The 19,383-nt window shown below is 64.1% G+C and carries 17 protein-coding genes and 2 pseudogenes; 8 read left to right on the top strand and 11 right to left on the bottom strand.

The window, feature by feature from the left end; translation table 11 throughout:
* The first annotated feature begins 89 nt into the window (after nucleotides 1-89).
* Nucleotides 90-677 (top strand): hypothetical protein, encoded by a 588-nt coding sequence (locus GGD61_RS14785; RefSeq protein ID WP_092254871.1) that lies wholly within the window; start codon nucleotides 90-92, stop codon nucleotides 675-677.
* A 142-nt stretch (nucleotides 678-819) separates the two neighbouring features.
* Nucleotides 820-2,676 (top strand): sensor histidine kinase, encoded by a 1,857-nt coding sequence (locus GGD61_RS14790; protein WP_183230853.1) that lies wholly within the window; start codon nucleotides 820-822, stop codon nucleotides 2,674-2,676.
* A 35-nt stretch (nucleotides 2,677-2,711) separates the two neighbouring features.
* Here the strand turns inward: GGD61_RS14790 and GGD61_RS14795 are convergent.
* Both GGD61_RS14795 and GGD61_RS14800 read right to left on the bottom strand, forming a co-directional pair.
* Nucleotides 2,712-4,289 (bottom strand): annotated as a pseudogene (locus GGD61_RS14795) (oleate hydratase); the annotation flags it as partial.
* 76 nt (nucleotides 4,290-4,365) lie between these two features.
* Nucleotides 4,366-6,192, bottom strand: a complete 1,827-nt coding sequence (locus GGD61_RS14800) for a long-chain fatty acid--CoA ligase (protein WP_183230854.1) — start codon at nucleotides 6,190-6,192, stop codon at nucleotides 4,366-4,368.
* 247 nt (nucleotides 6,193-6,439) lie between these two features.
* On the opposite strand from GGD61_RS14800, the gene GGD61_RS14805 reads away from it, so the two are divergent.
* Both GGD61_RS14805 and GGD61_RS14810 read left to right on the top strand, forming a co-directional pair.
* Nucleotides 6,440-7,009, top strand: a complete 570-nt coding sequence (locus tag GGD61_RS14805) for a cysteine hydrolase family protein (RefSeq protein ID WP_092254105.1) — start codon at nucleotides 6,440-6,442, stop codon at nucleotides 7,007-7,009.
* Between the two features lie 167 nt (nucleotides 7,010-7,176).
* Nucleotides 7,177-7,500 carry a hypothetical protein gene (locus GGD61_RS14810; RefSeq protein ID WP_018321286.1) on the top strand — a complete coding sequence of 108 codons (324 nt, stop codon included), beginning with the start codon at nucleotides 7,177-7,179 and terminating at the stop codon, nucleotides 7,498-7,500.
* Between the two features lie 30 nt (nucleotides 7,501-7,530).
* On the opposite strand, the gene GGD61_RS14815 is transcribed toward GGD61_RS14810, so the two are convergent.
* From GGD61_RS14815 to GGD61_RS14835, 5 genes are all read right to left on the bottom strand, one after another.
* Nucleotides 7,531-8,805: an NAD(P)/FAD-dependent oxidoreductase gene (locus GGD61_RS14815; RefSeq protein WP_092254103.1), complete on the bottom strand. Its 1,275-nt coding sequence runs from the start codon at nucleotides 8,803-8,805 to the stop codon at nucleotides 7,531-7,533.
* Nucleotides 8,806-8,814: 9 nt separating this feature from the next.
* Nucleotides 8,815-9,522 carry a dihydrofolate reductase family protein gene (locus tag GGD61_RS14820; protein ID WP_092254100.1) on the bottom strand — a complete coding sequence of 236 codons (708 nt, stop codon included), beginning with the start codon at nucleotides 9,520-9,522 and terminating at the stop codon, nucleotides 8,815-8,817.
* Between the two features lie 21 nt (nucleotides 9,523-9,543).
* The gene (locus GGD61_RS14825; RefSeq protein ID WP_092254098.1) at nucleotides 9,544-10,218 is read right to left on the bottom strand and encodes an FABP family protein; all 675 of its coding nucleotides are present in this window, start codon (nucleotides 10,216-10,218) and stop codon (nucleotides 9,544-9,546) included.
* 173 nt (nucleotides 10,219-10,391) lie between these two features.
* Nucleotides 10,392-10,571: a hypothetical protein gene (locus GGD61_RS14830; protein WP_092254096.1), complete on the bottom strand. Its 180-nt coding sequence runs from the start codon at nucleotides 10,569-10,571 to the stop codon at nucleotides 10,392-10,394.
* Nucleotides 10,572-10,954: 383 nt separating this feature from the next.
* Nucleotides 10,955-11,458 carry a TetR/AcrR family transcriptional regulator gene (locus GGD61_RS14835; protein ID WP_018321281.1) on the bottom strand — a complete coding sequence of 168 codons (504 nt, stop codon included), beginning with the start codon at nucleotides 11,456-11,458 and terminating at the stop codon, nucleotides 10,955-10,957.
* A 143-nt stretch (nucleotides 11,459-11,601) separates the two neighbouring features.
* Between GGD61_RS14835 and GGD61_RS14840 the strand changes: the two genes are divergently transcribed.
* The 4 genes and pseudogenes from GGD61_RS14840 (at nucleotide 11,602) to GGD61_RS14855 (ending at nucleotide 13,969) form a co-directional block, all read left to right on the top strand.
* Entirely contained in the window at nucleotides 11,602-12,300 is a 699-nt protein-coding gene (locus tag GGD61_RS14840) for a type 1 glutamine amidotransferase domain-containing protein (RefSeq protein ID WP_018321280.1), read from the top strand.
* A pseudogene (locus GGD61_RS41655) lies at nucleotides 12,269-12,523 on the top strand (NAD(P)-binding protein); the annotation flags it as partial. The gene GGD61_RS14840 and the pseudogene GGD61_RS41655, both read left to right, overlap by 32 nt.
* Nucleotides 12,524-12,548: 25 nt before the next feature.
* Nucleotides 12,549-13,292 carry an SDR family oxidoreductase gene (locus GGD61_RS14850; RefSeq protein WP_092254092.1) on the top strand — a complete coding sequence of 248 codons (744 nt, stop codon included), beginning with the start codon at nucleotides 12,549-12,551 and terminating at the stop codon, nucleotides 13,290-13,292.
* A 2-nt stretch (nucleotides 13,293-13,294) separates the two neighbouring features.
* Nucleotides 13,295-13,969 carry a cupin domain-containing protein gene (locus GGD61_RS14855; RefSeq protein ID WP_092254090.1) on the top strand — a complete coding sequence of 225 codons (675 nt, stop codon included), beginning with the start codon at nucleotides 13,295-13,297 and terminating at the stop codon, nucleotides 13,967-13,969.
* Between the two features lie 233 nt (nucleotides 13,970-14,202).
* On the opposite strand, the gene GGD61_RS14860 is transcribed toward GGD61_RS14855, so the two are convergent.
* The 4 genes from GGD61_RS14860 to GGD61_RS14875 form a co-directional block, all read right to left on the bottom strand.
* A complete protein-coding gene (locus tag GGD61_RS14860) occupies nucleotides 14,203-14,451 on the bottom strand; it encodes a hypothetical protein (RefSeq protein WP_026202521.1) in 249 nt (82 codons plus the stop codon).
* A gap of 265 nt (nucleotides 14,452-14,716) precedes the next feature.
* On the bottom strand, nucleotides 14,717-17,272 hold the full coding sequence (locus GGD61_RS14865) for an EAL domain-containing protein (RefSeq protein WP_183230855.1): 2,556 nt from the start codon (nucleotides 17,270-17,272) through the stop codon (nucleotides 14,717-14,719).
* Between the two features lie 353 nt (nucleotides 17,273-17,625).
* Nucleotides 17,626-18,405, bottom strand: coding sequence for a DUF2182 domain-containing protein (locus GGD61_RS14870; RefSeq protein ID WP_246785937.1), 780 nt, complete (start codon nucleotides 18,403-18,405; stop codon nucleotides 17,626-17,628).
* 61 nt (nucleotides 18,406-18,466) lie between these two features.
* Entirely contained in the window at nucleotides 18,467-19,099 is a 633-nt protein-coding gene (locus tag GGD61_RS14875) for a DUF1326 domain-containing protein (protein WP_092254084.1), read from the bottom strand.
* Nucleotides 19,100-19,383 lie beyond the last annotated feature (284 nt).

Below are 19,383 nucleotides of genomic sequence, written 5' to 3' on the forward strand. Positions count from 1 at the left end.
TTGCAGGACAAACGGGATCGCAACCAATTTGCGGTTCGATCGTTATGGTGCGGAACCCGACCGTGGTTCCCTGGCACGTGAGCCTTCCGATGCGCCTCTGCCGACCGCTTCTGGCCGCCAAGCTAGTCTTCGCCGCCGCGTTGGCAAGTCCTTGTTTTGCCGAGACTTCCAAGCCGATCCCGGTCAACAACCCGCCGGCGCCGCAGAATGCCTTCATCGACCTGCTGGCGCTGATGTCCGGCCACTGCAAGACCTTCAAGGTTGCCGGGCGCACCTTCGCCTGCAAGACGGTGGCCTACGCCCACGGCGACAAGGGCCGGGTCAATTTCGCGGTCGCGGTCGACGATCCCTCCGACGACAGCCACGTCGTGTCGTTCTCCGGCGAGAACGGCAAGCGCGCCGACGACAATTCCTACGAGCTGCCGATCGACCGCATGCTGCTCAACTCCAAGGACCGGCCCAGGGTCGACGGCCTGCCGGTGCCGGCCGAGCAGACCTCCACCGGCCTCTGCCGCCAGACCGGCAATTTCGCCGCCAGGAAGGTGACCGACGTCACCTGCTCCGCCACCGACAGCGAGGGCCGGCAATATGAACTGCTGTTCGTCTCCGACGGTACGCCGGTGAGCGTGCGCCGCATCCGGCAATCGCTGCCCTCGATCCAGGACCCGTTCAAATAGCGGCACTTCGTCTCGCCTGCTGTGTCGGCGAAGTGAAAGCGCATCCTTCCGTTTGAAACTCCAGGTCCGGCTTGTATGCTCTCGCGCGCGTCCTCACCGAGGAAGCCCGATTGCAACTGGAGGCGGGGCCGAGAGCCCGGCAATGCGTATGATCACCGGGCTCATGCGCATCCTGTTCATCTTCCTCCTCGCAAGCCTGTCGCGTGAATGCATCGCGGCCGACGGCAAGCGGCAGCGTTCGATCCTGGTTCTGGAAGAGGCTGATTTTCGCTCGCCCTTCTATTCCGAGATATTTGCCGGCATCCGCGCCGTCGCGAAGCCGAACGGGACGAGTCACACGGTGACCTACGGCGAGAGCCTCGATCTCGCCCGCTTCCCGGGACCGGACTACGAAGAGAGCCTGGTCGGTCACTTCAAGACCAAATATGCGCAGCAGCCGATCGACGTCATCGTTTCGATCGGAGTTTCATCGGCGAAATTCCTTCGGAAGCGCAAGCAGGAGATCTGGCCAGATGCACCGGTCGTCTACGGCTTCGTGCCCGATCTGCCCGAGACGCGCGCGCTGTTCCTGCCCAACACGACGACCGTCTTCACACGGGTGAGACCGGCGCAGCTGCTGACCGCAGCCCGCGCTGTCGTTCCCGACCTCAACCGGGTCGTTCTCGTCGGCGAGGCCTGGAAGAATCCGCTGACATACGGACACTGGAAGCAGGACTTCGCGGCGGCAATGCCCGACCTCGAAGTCACCGATCTGTCGGGCGCGGTGCTGCGCGAGGTCCGCGCTCACGTCGCGTCCCTGCCCGCCCGCTCCGCGATCTTGACCTCGGCGATGTATTCCGACGGCGAAGGCACTTATTATTCCCCGGCCGCCGCGCTCGCACGCATCGCCGAGAGCGCCAACCGCCCGATCATCATCACGTCCGATACGTTCCTCGGGCGCTCGGGCGTGGGCGGCTTCCTGCTGCTGCCCGAAATGATCGGACGGGAAGCCGGCGAAGTCGCCATGCGGATTCTCGGCGGCGAGGCCCCGTCGAGCATCGTCCCCTTCGGCGGGAATCACGTGAAGCCGATCTTCGACTGGCGGGAGCTGAAACGCTGGAACGTGGACGAGGCCCATCTGCCTCCCGGCAGCGAGGTGCGTTTCCGTGAACCAACCTTCTGGGAGAAGTATCACTGGCACGCCACCATCGTCGCCAGTGTCGTTCTGGTGCAGGCGCTGATGATCGCCATTCTGCTGCGCGAGCGCCGCTTGCGCTTCGTGGCCGAGGTCGAGGCGCGGCAACGCATGTCGGAGCTCGCCCACATGAATCGCCGCGCCACCGCGGGTGAGATGTCCGCCTCGCTCGCCCACGAGCTGAACCAGCCGCTCGCCGCCATCCTGATCAATGCCGAGACGGCCCAGCAGATCTTGCGGAATCCGGCGCCCGACCTCGGCGAGATCGGGGACTTATTGGACCACATTCGCCAGGACGATCAGCGGGCCGCCGACGTCATCAGCCGGCTGCGCTCGTTTCTGAAGCGAGACCCGACCGAACGGCGCGAGCTCGATCTCAATGCGATGGTTGGCGAGGTGTTTCGATTCCTCTCCGTGCAGGCCCTGACCCACGACGTCGAACTCATGACCGAACCCTCATCCGCGGATATCCGCGTTAAGGGCGATAAGGTTCAGCTCCAGCAGGCCATCCTGAATCTCGTCGTGAACGGCATCGATGCCGTGGCGCATTTCCCGGACAAGCGGCGCCGCGTCATCGGCCGAACCAGTCTTGCCGACGGTAATGTGGCCCTCGTCTCGGTCGCCGATGCCGGCGACGGGATCCTGGCGGAGAAGATGACGGAGATCTTCGAGCCGTTCTTCACGACCAAGACCCAAGGCATGGGCATCGGCCTCTCGATCGCCCATACCATCGTCGAGGCGCATGGCGGGCGCATCTGGGCAGAGAACGCGCCGTCAGGGGGCGCCGTCTTTCACGTTAGCCTGCCGCTGGCAGCGTTGCGATAGCTCCTATCGCAGGCGCCAGCGACGCTGGCCAGCCGTCACGCGAACGCCTTTTCCAGCGTTGCGAAGATCACCGCGAGCGACTTGTCGTGCCGCGTCACCGGCGGCACCGGGCGATCGATCTTCATGAGCTGATAGACCGCCATCTGCGCCGCGCGCACCGAATATTCGACCGTGAACACGACGTCGTCGGGGATTTCGACGAACTGGCTGACGAAAGCGAGGTTGACCGAATTCTTCGGCACCGGCAGCGGCCGGTCGGCCAGATTGCGCGGCATGAACATGCTGGTGATGTAGGGCATGCGGCAGGGAACGCAGATCGCGTCCGCGAACACGCTCACATCGAAATTCAAATGGCCGCACAGCTCCTTCAGGATCTCCGCGCCGCCGCAATCGGACATCGGCTTGGCAACGAAATTGCCGACGCGGTCGGGATGTAGCGCATAGCCCCAGAACACCTGCACATTGTTCGGCTGTCCGGCGAAATGCGGCTGGTGATAGAGCACGACCGACATCAGCCAGTTGGAATCCTTGAACGTGACGAGGCCGCCGGTGCCGGCCCGGTTGCCGGAGAACGCCTCCATCTTCTCGAAGAAGAGTGGATCGCGGCAGGTGACGGTGAAGGACAGCCAATAGGATTCAGGGATCGAGCTGTTGAACGCGGCGGGATTGCCGAATTCGGGACGCTCCTTCGCGATCGTCTCCCACAGCGCCCAGCCCTGGCTGTCTTTCTTGGTCAGATGCGGCGGCGGCTCGGTCATGGTGCCGAGGCTCGAGGCGTCCGTCATCGAGCCGTTCTGGAAGAATACGAGATCGCCGTCCTCGAGCCGGACATTGGCGATGCGGCCGTCGCGATCGAGCACGAGCTGGCGCACCCGCAACCGTCCGTCCTCGCTCTCGATCGCCATGTCGGTGACGCGGGTGCCGCGCACGAATTGCACGCCCTGCCGCTTCAGCCAGTCAGCAAGCGGCCGCACGATCGCATCATACTGATTGTAGACGGTGCGCTTGACGCCGGCGAGCGTCTCGATGCGCGGAAACTCGTTCATGAAGCGGTGCAGATAGCGCTTCAGCTCGACCGCGCTGTGCCAGGGCTGGAACGCGAAGGTAGTCTGCCACATGTACCAGAAATTGGACTCGAAGAATTTTGGCGAGAGCCAGTCGGTGATGCGGCTGTTGCCGAGTGTCTCCTCCGAAGCCTCGGTGAGCCGCAACAGCTCGAGCCGGTCGCGCGCGGAAAAGCCCATATGCGAGACGTCGAGCTTGAAACGGTTGCGATCGACCAGCCGCGCCTGCGAGTGCGCCGGGTTCTCCAGGTTGAACGCGATGGTCTCGTCGCGCACGCTGCGGCCGGGATGCTCGAGCGAAGGGATGCTGGAGAGCAGATCCCAGGTGCATTCGTAATGGTCGGTGGTCAGCATGCGTCCGCCGCGCAGCGAATAGGCGCCGTTCGCGAGCAGCGCGCCGTCGAGGCTGCCGCCGACCAGCGGCTGCGCCTCATGGATCACGATGTCACGCCCCGGCTGCTGCGCGTCGCGAATCAGGAACGCCGCGCCCGCGAGCGAACCAATGCCACCGCCGATGAAATACGCCTTCATGACTTGCCTCGACTGCCGTTCGAATTCGAGGGCGACATTGCATCGCGAGGCAGGGGCCGAAGTTGCGCTGGATCAACCGCGGGGAGAGGCGAATTCACGTCGGCGTTATCGCCGCGGGCTTCTTCGCATAGACGTCTTCGATCTCGTCTGCGAAGCGGCGTTCGAGCGCGGGCCGCTTGTTCTTCAGCGTCGGCGTGAGCAGGCCGCTCGCGATGGTCCACGGATCGAGCGTCCACCACACCGCGCGCGGTGTCGCGTAGGACGGATAGGCCTTCACGGCCGCGGCGATCCTGGCCAGCAGGGCGGCCCGTTCCGCCGCGCCGCCTTGCTTGCCGCTGGCAGCTAACCGTTCCTTCTCCTGCACCCAGGCCTTGGCATTCAGCACGACCAGCGCGGTAAGGAACGGCCGCTGCTCGCCGACCACCAGCGCCTGCTCGAACAGGGGATCGGCGAGGATCGCGGTCTCCAGATCCACCGGCGCGATCTTCTCGCCGGTCGACGTGACCAGGATGTCCTTGATGCGGCCGGTGATGGTGATACGCCCGTTCTCAATGCGGGCCTGGTCGCCGGTGTGCAGCCAGCCGTCGGCGTCCTTGACGCGGCGCGTCTCGTCCGGCTTGTGCCAATAGCCGAGCATCACACTGGGGCCGCGCACCAACAATTCGTCGTTCTCGCCTAGCCTCGCCTCGACGCCGTCGAGGACGTGGCCGACCGAGTGCGGATCATTGTCATCGATGGTGTTGACCGACACCACCGGCGAGGTCTCCGTCATGCCGTAGCCCTGGAGGACGTCGAGCCCGAGCGCGAGAAACAGGCGAATGACGGGCTGCGCGATCGGCGCCCCGCCCGAGACCGCGACGCGCAGGCGGCCGCCGAGCCGCGCCAGCACCTTATCGGCGACGAGCCGCTTGAGCAGCGGCCAGGCCAGCCGGTCCAGCAGCGACGGCACGCCATGCCGCTGCCGTGCATCGAAACGGCGCCCGCCGACGGCTATGGTGAGGTCGAGCAGCGCGCGTTCGATACTTCCAGCTGATGCGCGATGCTGCATGATCAGCGCGTAGATGCGCTCGTAGATCCGCGGCACCGAGATCAGCACCGTCGGCCGCACACGCTTCAGGTCCTCCGAGAGTTGCGGCACCGAGCGGGCATAGGCGACGCAGGCGCCGGCCGCGATCGGATAATAATAGCCGCCGGTGCGCTCGAAGGTGTGCGAGAGCGGCAGGAAGGACAGGAAGACGTCGTGCGGTTCGGCGGCGATGCGATGCGCGATCGCCTTCACATTGGCGACGACATTGCCGTGCGACAGCATCACGCCCTTCGGCCGCCCGGTCGTGCCCGAGGTGTAGACGATGGCGGCGAGATCGTCCGGCTGGATCACGACATCGGGCAGCGGCGCGGTCGCGCCGGCTGCTTGTGCGAGCCAGTGGTCGAGCCCGACGATGCGCGCGTCCGGCGTGATGAGCCCGCCTGCGTCCGCGCAGACGACGCGCTTGAGATGGTCGAGCGGCTGGCCGGTCGCCACGATCGCCTGCCAGCGCTCCAGTGTATCGACGAACAGGAGCAGCGCGCCGGAATCGACGAGGACGTAGGCGATGCTGTCGGGGTTGTCGACGGCATGCATCGGCACCGGCACGAGGCCGCGCGACAGCGCCGCCTGGTCCATGGCGATATGCGCAATGCCATTCGGCATCAGGATGGCGACGCGTTCGCCCGGCGCGAACTCCTCCGCGGCGAGCGCGCGCCGCCACAGCTCGAATCGCGCATCGATCTCGCGCCAGGACTGGCTGACCCAGCGCCGCGCGGTCGCATCGAAATGGCGGCAAGCCTCCGCCGCCGGCGTCGCCTTGACGCGCCAGTGCAGCAGCTCCGGCAGCGTCCTGATCCCGGCAAGTCCGTCCGGTTGACTCGTCGGCCCCGGCATGGCGTCCTCTCGCATCTCATCGATTCCCAACCATTTGGTGCCTCGACACTAGGCCGGCCAGCCCTTGCCGCTTTGATCCTCAGCAAGGCGGCCATGCAAGGACGCGTTCCTCGCGGCGCTCTCCGAACGCCACGGCTTTCCCAATCCGCATCCGGGCTACGGGGCTCGAAACGAGGGAAGATTGACATTGCCCGTCGTCGTCTTCGCCTCGCATAATTGACTCAGCAATAGAACCGAAAGCACCTCCATGCCTCGCTCCCTCCCCGCTCTCATCGTCGTCGACGTCCAGCGCGCGTTCGACGAATGGGAGGCGGCGGGACAGCGGCGCAACAATCCGGATGCGGTGGCGCGGATCGCCAGTCTGTTGCAGGCATTCAGAGCGCGCGGCGCGCCGATCTTTCATATCCGCCATGAAGGCACCAAGCCGAATTCATCGTTTCTGCCATCGCGTTCCGGCTACGCCGTCAAGGACGAGGCGCGCGAGCAACCGGGCGAGACTGTCATCATCAAGCGCGTCAACAGCGCCTTCATCGGCACCGACCTGGAAGAGCGCCTGCGCGCGGCCGGCATCGGCACGCTCGTGATCTGCGGCGCCACCACCAATCATTGCGTGGAGACGACGACGCGGATGGCCGGCAATCTCGGGTTCGACGCGCACCTCGTGCGCGATGCGACATGGACGTTCGACCGCGTCGGGCCCGACGGCGACAAGCATTCCGCCGAGCAAATCCATGCAATGACGTTGTCGAACCTCAACGGCGAGTTCGCGCGCATCGTCACCAGCGACGACGTGCTCGCCTCGTTCGCGGCCAAGTGATGGCAGCAACGCGATCAATGCCGATGATGCGACAATAAATCTCACGATGTGCGTTCACGCGCGCGAATCGGACGTCGCGATACTGCGTCGTTTCGACGCCCGCACTGGCCGGAACGCAGCCGACGCCCATCTGTTGTCACACGACATTCAACTGGAGTGATGACACCATGAAGTATCTCATTGTCGCGATGGCGGTCGGTGCTGCGGCGCTTGCCGGCGGATCGGCGGCGAACGCGGCCAATAATTCAGGCGCGAAGCAGAACGCGCCAGCCGGCCAGTCGACCGACATCAGCGCGCAGCACCGGCACCATGGCCACCGCCATCACCATCACTGGCGCCATCATCACCACCATCACGGCTACTATCGTCCGCACTACCGGAGCTACGGTTATTACCCGCGGCACCACGGCTATTACGGCGGCGGGCCGTACGGATATTACGGCGGCGGCGGTCCGGGCGTGACGTTCAGCTTCGGCGGCGGACGCTGGTAAAAGGAAAGGCCCGCGATGCGGGCCTTTTTCTTACCCCCGCAAAATCATCTCTGCCGTCTCCTGGCCGCTCGCCAGTGCCGCTTCCACCGTGCCCATGTCACGGCCGCGATAGAGAGCTTCGCCGGAGAACAGCACCAGGCCATCGGCACGCGCGAGGACCGCTTGTGCCGCGCGCGTCCGCGGCGTCGCCCAGGAATAGGCGCCGCGGGCAAAGGGATCATGCGCCCAGTTGGTCGCCGTGGCCGCCACAAGCTCGCGCGCGACGTCCTCACGCGGCAACTTGAAGATGGCAGCGAGCGAATCGAGCCCGGCGGCGATCAGTCCTTGTGGACCGAGGCTTTCCAGCTCCGCCGTGCGCGGGCCGCCGAACCAGCCGGTGAGCACGGCCTGCCCGCTCGGATATTGCGTCCACCACACCGGGATAGTCCGGTCGGACAGCAGAAAGGTCATGGCTGCGAGATCCTCGTGCCGCTCGCGCCACCACGGCCGCGCAAACCGCAGCAGGATCTTGATGACGTTGCCGAAGCCGATGTCATCAGCAGCAGCAGCAAGCTTCTCGCGCGCGCTCGCCGGCAGAGCCATCTCGCGCAGCAGCGGCAGCGGCACGGTCAGGATCACGCGATCGCAGGCGTGTACATCGCCGCCGCCGCAGCGAACCGCCGCCGTGTCACCGTCCTCCTCGATCGCCGACACTACGGCGCCGAGATGGATGGTCACGCCAGACTTGCGGCAATCGGCGGCCAGAAAGTCGATCAGCGCGCCATAGCCGCCATCGATGCGCGCCTGCGGCGCGTGTCCGCCATCCATCCATTCCTCGCGCAGCGCCAGCGTCGAGGCGCGCTCGGGGTCGGCCGCGTCATAGCCCTCGACCATCCGTTCGATCGATTGGCGCATCGGCGCATAGTCGTCCCCGGCGAAATGCCGGCGCAGGAATTCGGCGACGGAGAGATCGTCCTTCAAGTCCTTCAGCACGGCCTGAAGCTTCGCCTCGTGCGGATCGTCGCGCTCCTCGCGCAAGAGCGCCGTGCCGTCAAAGCTCCACTGCTCGCCTGCGATCTCGTGAAGGGACAGTCCGGCCTCGCGCAGCAATCCGCGCGTGACCGGCGCCTCGCCATGGACAAATTCGGCGCCGCCCGCGGCGGGGTAGCCGAACTCCGAGACCGGCAGCGGAAGGATGCGGCCGCCGCAGCGCTCGCGCGCCTCCAGCACCGTCACCTTGCGGCCGGCCCGCGCCAGCTCACGCGCCGCCATCAGGCCGGCCGCGCCGGCGCCGACGATGACGATATGCTCTGTTGTCTCGGGCATGGCCGCGCGTTACCGGCTCGCGGCTTGCGGATCGTTCGTGATCAGATAGCGCAGCAACAGGACACCGTCGCCGAGCTGGCGCGTACTCTCCAGCGTCATCGCCGTGATCGGTGCGCGCTTGTCGCTGTCCGCCTCGGTCGAAGAGAACACGAAGGGCGCGCCCTCTGCGCCATCGATCGCTGGGCTGAGAATCAGGTTGAACTCGTCGATCAGACCGGCACGCAGGAACGCGCCATTGGCGACGCCGCCGCCCTCCACCAGCAGCCGCTTCACCCCCAACTCGCGGCTGAGAATATCCAACGCCAGCGCCAGATCGAGCTCGGACTTGCCGGCAAAGATGTAGGATACGCCCTCGCCGCGCAGGCCGGCGAGATGCGAATCCGGCACGCTCTCGGTCAGCACGACGACGATCGGATCACCGCCGATGTCCGAGCGGCCCCAGCCGATCTTGCCCTGCGCATCGAGAACGATTCCATAGGTTTTCGCATCACGCCGCGCGAACCAGTTTTCACGCGGCAGCTTCGCATTCGTCGCGGGATAGGGCTGGCCCTTGGCGAACTCCGAGCCGGTAACGCGGCCAATCACCCAGGCATCGCCGCCGAGCTCGTCATGGATCTTCTCGAACCAATCCGTGCCCGCCCCCTTCGGGCGCCAGCGGCTGGGATGCGTGCGGCCGTCGAGGCTGGAGTGCATCAGACAGATGACATAGGGCTTCATGCGATTCTCCGACGCCGCGCTTCACACTGCCGACCCATCGCCCTTCTCATCGCTCCTGGCGCGTTCGTTGACGATCACCGCGAGCGGATTGAGCTGTGGTGGCGCGACGAGCTGCAGCGTGTTGGTGTCGCGATGGTCGAACGGCGCGCCGCGGACGAACAACTCGGTCTGGATCAGATAGGTCCAGCTGCCGTCGTCGTTGAAGGTGATGTCGCAGCGATAGGAGTCGGTGCGGAAGGCCTGTTCCAGAAAGTCGGTCGAGCAGATCCCGTAGGCGGTGTCGCCGCGCTTTGCGGTGACCGAGATCGTCTTGTCGTCGGGCCCGGCCTTGCCCGAGGCCAGCAGCACCTGCCCGCGCGGAATCGCCAGCGTCTGCATGATCAGGCCGGTCGCGGGCTCCCACAGCCAATAGCCGACCTGGTCGTGGAAGGTGATGTCTTCCTCGGGCGTGTTGATGTGGATGTGATAGCGCAGCCCGTACAACAGCTGCGGCCCGTTGGCCTGCGGATCGATCGGATCCATGCGGATGCGCTCGATGAAGGTCCGCCGCTCCGGCCCCTCCGCCTTCGGATTGATGTCGATGCCCTTGTCCGCCTGCCAATGCCCTGCGAGACGGCGGAGCGGGCCGAGATTGGCGAGGCCGTCGGGCGAGACGTCCTCGGGCTCGGTGAAGATATCGGCGGGAATGGGGAGCATGGCGGCCTCGCGGGAAGTTGCGGAGGCAGCAATAGCATGGCAGCGGGAAGCTGGCGCGTGCTCAGGCCTCACAATCGCGAATGGATACCGGCGTTGTGCGCGGGACGATTGTCGGGCTTTTCGACAAGACGACGAAGCCGAACCCGTTCGATTCGGCTCCGCCGCCGGGACGTTTAGTGGCGATGATCGCGGACCTCGGGTTGCGTGCGGTGGTCCCTGACGATGGTCTGATTGCGATGGTCGCGCACGATGGGCGGGTCGCGATGATCGCGGACGATGGTCAGCGCGCTCGCGGGTGTCACCAAGCTTGCCAAGGTGATCGCTGCGAAGGCCACAAGGATGGTATTGCGCATAAGTCTTGTCCTCTTCCCGGTGGATCACTGCGAACCACCTGACCGCAAGCTAGATCGACCCGCGAGGAAGATATGTGTCACCGGTCACGCGATGATCATCGCTCCTGCTGGCGACCGTGCGTCGTTCGATCGGAGGAAGAGGCACGAGAGTAGCCGCCGCGACTTCAACGCCAGCCCGCAGCGAGTGCCACGCTGCTGCAATACGCTGGGTGTGTCCGTCAGCACCGTGAAGAGCCACCTTTTCATTTCTTCAAAGAGACCGGCTGCCGGCGCTCGGTCGACCGGGTGAGGCTGGCGAAGTCGCTGACGTTTCCGGTGAAGCGCGAATCCTTATCGGAGGCCGCTATGGAGCTTCCCCTCCTCGATGTCGGCGCGACTCCGCCTCAACCGAGCGCTTCGGTTGCGCGGTCGAAGAGGGTCGGATCGCCCTGTGCGCTGGCCATCAGGATCGCGCCTTCGAGCGTCGCGAGCACCTGGGTCGCACGCTGTTCGGTGAGGCCGCCGGCGACGAGGCTGGCGATGCCCGCCTGGAAAAACTGCCGTACCTCATGGGCCACGTCCGGCGCCAGGTCGGGGACGGTAGCGCCGAGCGATCCGCAGAGGCACATCTTGGCGCCATCATCGAGGGCGCTGCGAAACACCGCCCGCCAGGCCTGGACCACATTCTGTCCGGCGGCGACCCCGGCATCGGCGGCCGCGACCACGCGTTGGTTGTAACGTCGAGCCACAGCGGCCGCCAGTGCGCTCTTGGTCGGGAAATGATAGTAGATGCTCGCGCTCTTCACCCCGACGTCGGCGGCGACCTCTCGAAAACTGAAGCCGCTATAGCCAGCCTCCCGGATTCGACGCTCCGTCGCGTCCATGATTGCTTCCACCGTGTCGGTCATAGCCTTCCAGTCTGCCAAGTCGTTCACCTACCTGTTAACAGGTAGATCTTGCTATCGCGCCTGACAAGCTGTATGTGCGCCATCATTATCTACCTGTCGACAGGTAGATATCCGCAAAGCTCTGATCACCTGAAGGAAAATTTATGGGCACTGGCAACCGACAAAAGCGCATCCTCCTCATCATGTCGTCGGTCGACGAGATGGGGATCAGCGGCAAGCAGACGGGCACCTGGTTCCACGAACTGGCGGCCCCCTATTACATCCTCACCAAGGCCGGCTTTGAGGTCGTCTTTGCTTCCCCACGGGGCGGCGAAGCGCCGATCGACCTCCTCAGCATGAAGTCGCCGTTCACCACCGAATATACCGAGCGCTTCCTCGCTGATCCGGTCGCAATGTTCGCTGCCCGCAACACCCGGAAGCTGCGCAATATCGACTACCGCACGTACGATGCCGTGTTCTTCCCCGGTGGCTATGGCCTGCTCTGGGATCTCGCGTCGGATTCCTACGCGATCAAGCTGATCCGTGACTTCCACAACGCGCAGCGTCCCATCGCGATGGTCTGCCACGCGCCCGCTATCCTGCGCGACGTCAAGAAGGACGACGGCCAATATCTCGTCAACGGCCTGAACCTGACCGGCTTCAAGAACGCGGAAGACACCGAAATCGAGTTGTTGCACCATCTTCTGTTCTCGCTCGAGGACGAGCTCAGGAATCGCGGAGCCAAATATCAGAGCAAGGCCAATTGGGAGCCGAACGTGGTCGTCGATGGCGTGCTGATGACAGGTCAGAGCCCCGCCTCCGCCGTGCCGCTTGCGGAAGCTCTCGCGAACCGCCTCGCCTGAATCATCGAAGGGTGCTCTCGGGAGCACCCTTCAACATGATCGTCACAGCGACACACGTGGACTGGCGCACGAGTTGCGAAAAATGAGCATGCGAACCAAGGTAGCCATTGTGGGCGGCGGTCTTGCCGGCCTTTACGCCGCGCGTCTGCTCGATGCGGCCGGCATCGACTTCCATCTGCTTGAGGCGAGAGATCGCTTTGGCGGGCGCAGGTCCTCGCCCGATTGATCGATGCACAGGAGACCATCACATGCTGAACGGAAAGACCGCGCTCATCACCGGCGGCAATAGTGGCATCGGCCTTGCCACGGCCAAGCGGCTTCGCGCTGAGGGCGTCCGCATCGCCATCACCGGCACTGATGCGGCCAAGCTGGAGGCCGCGCGTCAGGAAGTCGGCGGCGATACGCTCACGATCAGCGCCGACGTGCGCTCCCTTGCCGATCTGAAGGCGATGGTGCAGATCGTCGGCCACGCCTTCGGCAAGCTCGACATCCTCTTCGCCAATGCCGGCGTCGCCTATGGAACGCCGATTGAAACGACCGACGAAGAGAGCTTCGACCGCCTGATGGACATCAATGTGAAGGGCGTATTCTTCACGGTCCAAGCAGTGCTTCCGATCATGGCCGATGGCGGCTCGATCATTCTCAACACCTCATGGCTGGGTCAGGTCGGCACGCCGGGCCGGGCGGTCTTGTCTGCCTCTAAAGCGGCCGTACGGTCCTTCACACGCGTGTTGGCGGCGGAGCTTGTCGCCCGAAAAATCCGCGTCAATGCAGTCAGCCCAGGTCCGATCGACACGCCGATCCATCGCGCACCCGGGCAGACCGAAGAGGAGTTCAGGGCTTATGCTGATAAGGTCGGCTCCAAGGTTCCAGCCGGCCGCATGGGTAAACCGGAGGAGATCGCGGCGGCGGTGACATTCCTGGCCGGCGACGATTCGCGCTACCTGCTTGGAGCCGAGATCAATGTCGACGGCGGATTTGCGGAGATCTGATCATGCGCATCAATGACGACCTTTCTCGCCCTGTCATCGCCCACGCCTCGCAGGAGGACTGGATCCCGAGTCCGGCGCCCGGCGTCGACCGCCGCATGCTGTTTCGGATCGGCGAGGAGAAGGCGCGCGCCACCTCGATCGTCCGCTATGCGCCCGGCAGCGCCTTTGCGCGCCATGTGCATAGCGGCGGGGAGGAGTTTCTGGTGCTGGAAGGCGTCTTCCAGGACGACGAGGGCGATTATCCAACCGGGACCTATGTGCGCAATCCGCCGGGCACCTCGCATGCACCCGCATCACAGGGCGGCTGCACGATCTTCGTGCGGCTATGGCAGTTCCGCGCTGACGACAGGGCGCAGACCGTCCGCCTGCCGGGCGAAGGTCAGCCCGCGGAGCCGCGCCCCGGCGCAAGCGCCGCAACAGTGTTGTTCGATGATGGCCATGAAACGGTTCTGCTGGAGGACTGGCGGGCGACCGCGACCGTCATAGTGGAGAATTCGGGCGGCTTGGAGTTTCTGTTGGTGTCGGGCGGCCTCACGGTCGACGGCGAGGCGATGAGCCCGCAGGATTGGGGGCGTCTGCCGGCGGGCGTGAATCTGCATGCGCAGGTTGGCGCGGAGGGCGCCCGCGTTTGGATCAAGCGGGGACCGCTATTGCATCCTGACGTGTGCGAATTCTAGATCATGATCCGGAAAAGTGTGCAGCGGTTTTCCAAAAAGATCATGCTCAAACAATAAACTGAAGCGCGATGATGTTTCATCCTAATCTCATCGCGCTTTAGCACGGCCGTCGCGATGAGCTTGCGGCGGAGAACGGCGGAAGCACTTCGCCCCATCATTACGATGGCGAGGAGGTGTCGATCGCCCGGCTGATGCCGTCGCGATCGATCGCCGCCATCAATTGGTGGCCGCTCTCAAGCCGCTTCCGACACCGACTTCGCACGCTGCTCGAGCACGCCGATCGTGGAGACCAGATTGTCGCGCCGCGCTCGGAGGTTGAGTGCAAGCAGCGGATAGGTCGGCTGCTGCACGTCAAACACCCCGGCTTTGGCTTCCTCCTCGAGAATGTCGGTATTCAACAGCCGAACGCGCCACCACAAATCGGCGATCAGCGCATCGAGCCGGAGTTCTCCGGCAGTACCAGAACGGGACATTTCTTGCATCGCATGCCTCAACCTGAAACGGGCCTCCCTGCCGAGGCCCGGCTTTGGTCATGACTCAGCAAGTGGAGTGCCAGGATCGGCGGGTGCGATTGGGCTCGGGAATTGGTTCCACGCGGTGCGGTCCTTCGCCTCTCAGCGGAAGCTTAACGTGCCAGGGAACCACCAAATCTTCCCCCTTCCAAGCTATTCAAAGGGAGCCTTCACCTGCTCAGCTTTCCTGCTCTTGGGCGGCGGGCGATGATGGCAAACGCCGGAGGCATTCAGCTCACGCCGCCCGCCGTTTCCGTCGCGCCGGGGGGCTTTGCCACGAGAGGCCGGCGAACGGCACGGGCTTGCTGAAGTGAAATCCCTGGCCGAGCGGGATGCCGAGTGACTGGAGCCGTTTGACCTGCTCGAAGGACTCGACCCCCTCGGCGACGATCGAGAGCTTCAACGTCTTCGCGAGCTGCACGATGGACTTCAGCACGGCGACGGTCTCGCAGCGATCGATCCTGTCGATGAACGATTTGTCGATCTTGACCTTGTCGAAAGGAAAGGCCGTCAAATAGGACAAAGACGAGTATCCGACACCGAAATCGTCGAGGGCAATGGAGACGCCGAGCGCCTTGAGGCGCTGGAGCGTCTTGAGGTTCTCCTCGGTGTCGGCGAGGAATACGCTCTCGGTGATCTCGAGCTCGAGCCGGGTTTGCGGAAGGCCGCTCTGCGCCAACGCAAACGTCACGGTGTCGACGAGATTGGTGCCGGCAAATTGCAGGGCAGAGAGATTGACAGCGACCTTGACGTCTGCCGGCATGCTCATCGCATCGCGACAGGCCCGGGCCAGCACCTGATTGCCGAGCTCGACGATCAAGCCCCCCGCCTCCGCAACCGCAATGAACTCAGCCGGAGGAATGTAGCCCCTCGTGCCGTGATGCCAGCGCGCCAGGGCTTCGACCGATTTTACCCGACCGGTGCCGAGCTCGATCACGGGCTGATAAAACACCTCCAGCTCCTCGCGCCAGATCGCTTCGCGCAGCTCGATCTCGAGCACGTTACGCTGATCCGCTTCCGCCTTGAGCTCCGCTGAATAAAGGTGGAAGCAGCTTCGGCCGGCATTCTTCGACCTGTAGAGCGCAAGATCGGCGTTGCGAAGGATCTCATCGACCCGCGTGCCGTGCTCGGGCACGAGCGCAAGGCCAATGCTACAGCCGATCACGACGGGATGGCCATCGATGTGATAGGGCTCGGCAATGGCCTGGACCAGCCGCTCGGCCAGGCTTGCAGCGCCGTCGCGCATCGCGGCCACGATCACGGCAAACTCGTCGCCGCCAATTCGCGCCGCCGTATCGGCATCACGAATCTGCGCCTTGATCCGGTCGGCGACCTGCTTCAGCAACGCGTCGCCGCATTGATGGCCGAGCGCATCATTGACGGACTTGAACTTGTCGAGATCGAGCAGGAGTACGGCGAACCCAGGCTCCAGCCGGCGCGAGCTGGCCAGCGCCTCGTCGATGCGTTCCTTGAACAGGTTGCGGTTGGCAAGGCCGGTCAGGCTGTCGTAATGCGCCAGCCGCTCGATGCGGTCCGCCGACGCCTTGCGCTCGGTGATGTCCTCATGAGTAGCGACCCAGCCGCCACCCTCGCGCCGGCCGTAGGAGATGTAGACGACCCGCCCATCGGGAAACTGCACGGTGTTCGAGATCTGCTCCGACCGGGCGAGCCGGTTCTTCAAATCGACGAGATAGGTCTCGACGTCGAGCACGGCGGTCTGTTTTGCGAATATATCCCGGAAATGCATGCCGATCCGAATGTCTTCCGGCAGGAGGCCATAGAGTTCGAGCCATTGCGGGTTGAATGCGATCAGGCGGTCGCGGCCATGGAACATGCTCAAGCCCTGGGGAAGGTTCCGGAGCGCATCCTCGAACTTGCTGGCAAAATCGCGCCGCTCGCGGTGAGCGCGATCCAGCGCCTGCTGCCGTCGCCAATGGAATGTCGTCGCGGCGAGGATAATGAACGTAAGCAGCAGCGCGCCGCCGAGATAAACCTTCTGCCGGACGGCGGAGCGGGAATAAATCTCCTGCCCCGAAATGCCGACGGTGAAGATGAGCGGAAACGCACGCGACCTGCGCGCCGTGGTCAACCGGTCGCTGCGGTTCGGTCGGTTCTCGTTCCAATATTGCACATAGAAGCCGTCACCCAGCTCGCCCTCGACGCGGCTGGGTGCGTGTTGTCCCAGCACGGAGCCCTGGTCCACGCCCCGGGCGGCGAGCACGACGTAATTGGCATTTCTGAGCACCAGCGTTCCGCCGACGCCGAGCTTTGCCGTGTCGTAGAACCTGCCGACCACGTCGACGCTGATCGAGCCGACGACCACCCCGGCCGGATTCCGCGCGAGGTCGAACACCTTTCTTGCGAGCTGGATCGTCCATTTGTTCGAGGCCCTTCCCAGCACCGGCTTGGCGACGTAGAGGCGATCGTCGGCTTGCGCCATGACATTGATGAAGTGCTCGCGATCGCCGAGATAAAGCGGCGGGCCGGAATAGCCCGCGGTCGTCTCGGTCATGTATCCGTTCGATCCGATCAGTGCGAACTGAACCACGTCGCCGGTCGCAATGCGGGCCGTGTCCGACCATGACTTCAAGCTGAAGGTGAGCGGATCCTGGGCGTAGAGCGCTCGCACCACCAGCAATGACTGATCGACGCGCTCGAAGATGCGTTCGGTGTTTTCCTCGAACAGTTCGGCGACGCTGTTGCCGTGCGACCGCGCCTGCTCGACGGCGTCCATCCGCTCCGACGCGGTGATTGCGAAATAGCCGATCCAGACCAGGGGCAGAAAGAACAACGCAATCTGCAGCGGACCATTCCGCAGGATCGTTCTTCCCGCTTTGCGGACTGCCCCTGCGGGAATCACGACGCGCACCCCCGCTTCGGCCGCCAGGGCAGAACTGCGCTCGCCCGCAGTATTGGCATCGCCTTGTCTCCGCCTCGACTGCACAGGGACACCCGCGGCCGAAAGCGGCGCGCGGGTGCTGTTCATAGCGCAAAGGTAGCTGAAACAGCCTTAAGTTTGTGTTTGGGTAAAGCTCAATTCTTCAGATTAAAACATCCGTATCATCACGGAGGTCGGCTGGCCTTGAGCAATCAGGTACATGGGCATGTCGAAAGCCGCACATTTTTGGCCGCCTTTGGGCCTTTTCAGATTGCGCGCGCAAGAACGATCGCGCCGGACAGGATGAGGACCCCGCCTGCCGCATAGCTCAATCTTCGGCCGAACGGCAGCAGCTTCTCGCCGGCGACATAGAGCGCGATGCCGATGATCCAGGCCGGGTTCATCACGCCGCCGACGAACAGCAGCACCATCAGAAACCAGCAGCAGCCGACGCAGTAGCTGCCGTGGCGAAGTCCCATTCGCAATGCGCCGCGCGTGCCGGGCCGCCAATGTCGGCTGAAAAACAGCAGCGGGCTCTCGCAGTAGCGCAGGCACGCCTGTTTGAGAGGCGTGAACTGATATACCCCTGCTGCAATCAGAATGCCGCCACCCAGAATCGCGCTGGTGCTTGCCATCGCCATCGACAGCAATCCGAAGCGTTCGAACGCTCCCTGCACCACCACCGCCGCGAGACTGAACCCCGCCCACGTCACGAGATAGCCGGCGAGAAAGATCCAGGTATCGATTGCGGCGCGGGAGGCAGTCTCCTGCTTGCGCTTGACGGTCGCATACAGGAGAACGGTGGGCACCGCGCTCGGCGCCATCATCGCGATCATCATCACCCACCACATCACGAACAGCAGCACGCCATAGAATGGCGTCCACGGCATCGGCGCCATGTCCGGCATGTCGGCCATCATCTCGGTGTCCATGCCGGCGCCCGCGGCGAGATAGGCCCAGGCGAGCGCCACCACTGCGGCGGTCCCGATCGCGACGATCAGCCGGTCGCGGTGGAGCAAATGTTCCAGTATCGAGCGCCCCTGCATCGACTTGTCCATAGCGATGAGGAGCTGACACCGAGGTTTTTGTCTCGGTGTCAGCGCCGCATCATGCCGCTACGCCCTCGGGCGTCTGCACGACATTGGCGAGCGAGCTATGCGTACCGCGGGTCTCGAACGGGATCGCGCCGGTCGAGCGGATGTTGGCGGATGCGACCTCGGCCGCCCGATGTTCGAACCCCTCGGGCATGACCACCTGGATGCGGTGCGGATCACCGGTCACCGGATTCTTGATCGGCTCGACATCGGTCTCGAGCACACCCCTGGCGACGAGTTTTGCGACGCGTCCTTCTTTGTCGAAGGAAAACTCGAACGGCGCAAATACCGGATCGTGGATCTTGGTCACGATCATGCTGACGATCTGAAAAAGCGTACCTTCGGCCGAATGCTTGCCGGAAAAGATATCGAACAACGCCTGACGCTGCTCCGCCGTGGCGCGTTCGTCGATGATGGGCTGGATTGTCCCGTTGCCCTCATGAAGCGGCCCAGGGAAATCGACCGTGATGGCAAAGCAGAGACCATCGAGCCTGGTCCCTTCGAAATGTCCCTTGGCGATCCGCATGGCGACCATTCCCTTGCAATAGCCTTGGGTCGGCCGTGCGTTGAAATCGCAGGGGCAGCCAAACGCGCAGGTGCAGTTCTTCATCCATTCGCCTTCGAGACGCCAGTCCGATGCAGCCATGGCACATCTCCCAATGTGAGCGGGGACGCGGCAGCTGTCGGCGATTTGTTCAGCGTTATGTCGAAGCGAAACGTAGAGCCGCGAGCGGGATCGAAATCCGATCAGAAGGCCGGCCTCGCAAAAAAGTCGGCTGGCGAGCTGCCGTTCACCCAATGGCGAAAAGCATATCAGCTGTGGCCCTACGCGTACAGCGAACGCATGCGGCGAAGCTAGGGGGCGTCCGAAACTGAGAGGGATGGTGCGCCACTCCGAACAAAACTGAGAACTCGTATGCCATTGAATAC

The sequence above is a fragment of the Bradyrhizobium sp. SBR1B genome (assembly GCF_014198205.1).
GTDB lineage: Bacteria > Pseudomonadota > Alphaproteobacteria > Rhizobiales > Xanthobacteraceae > Bradyrhizobium.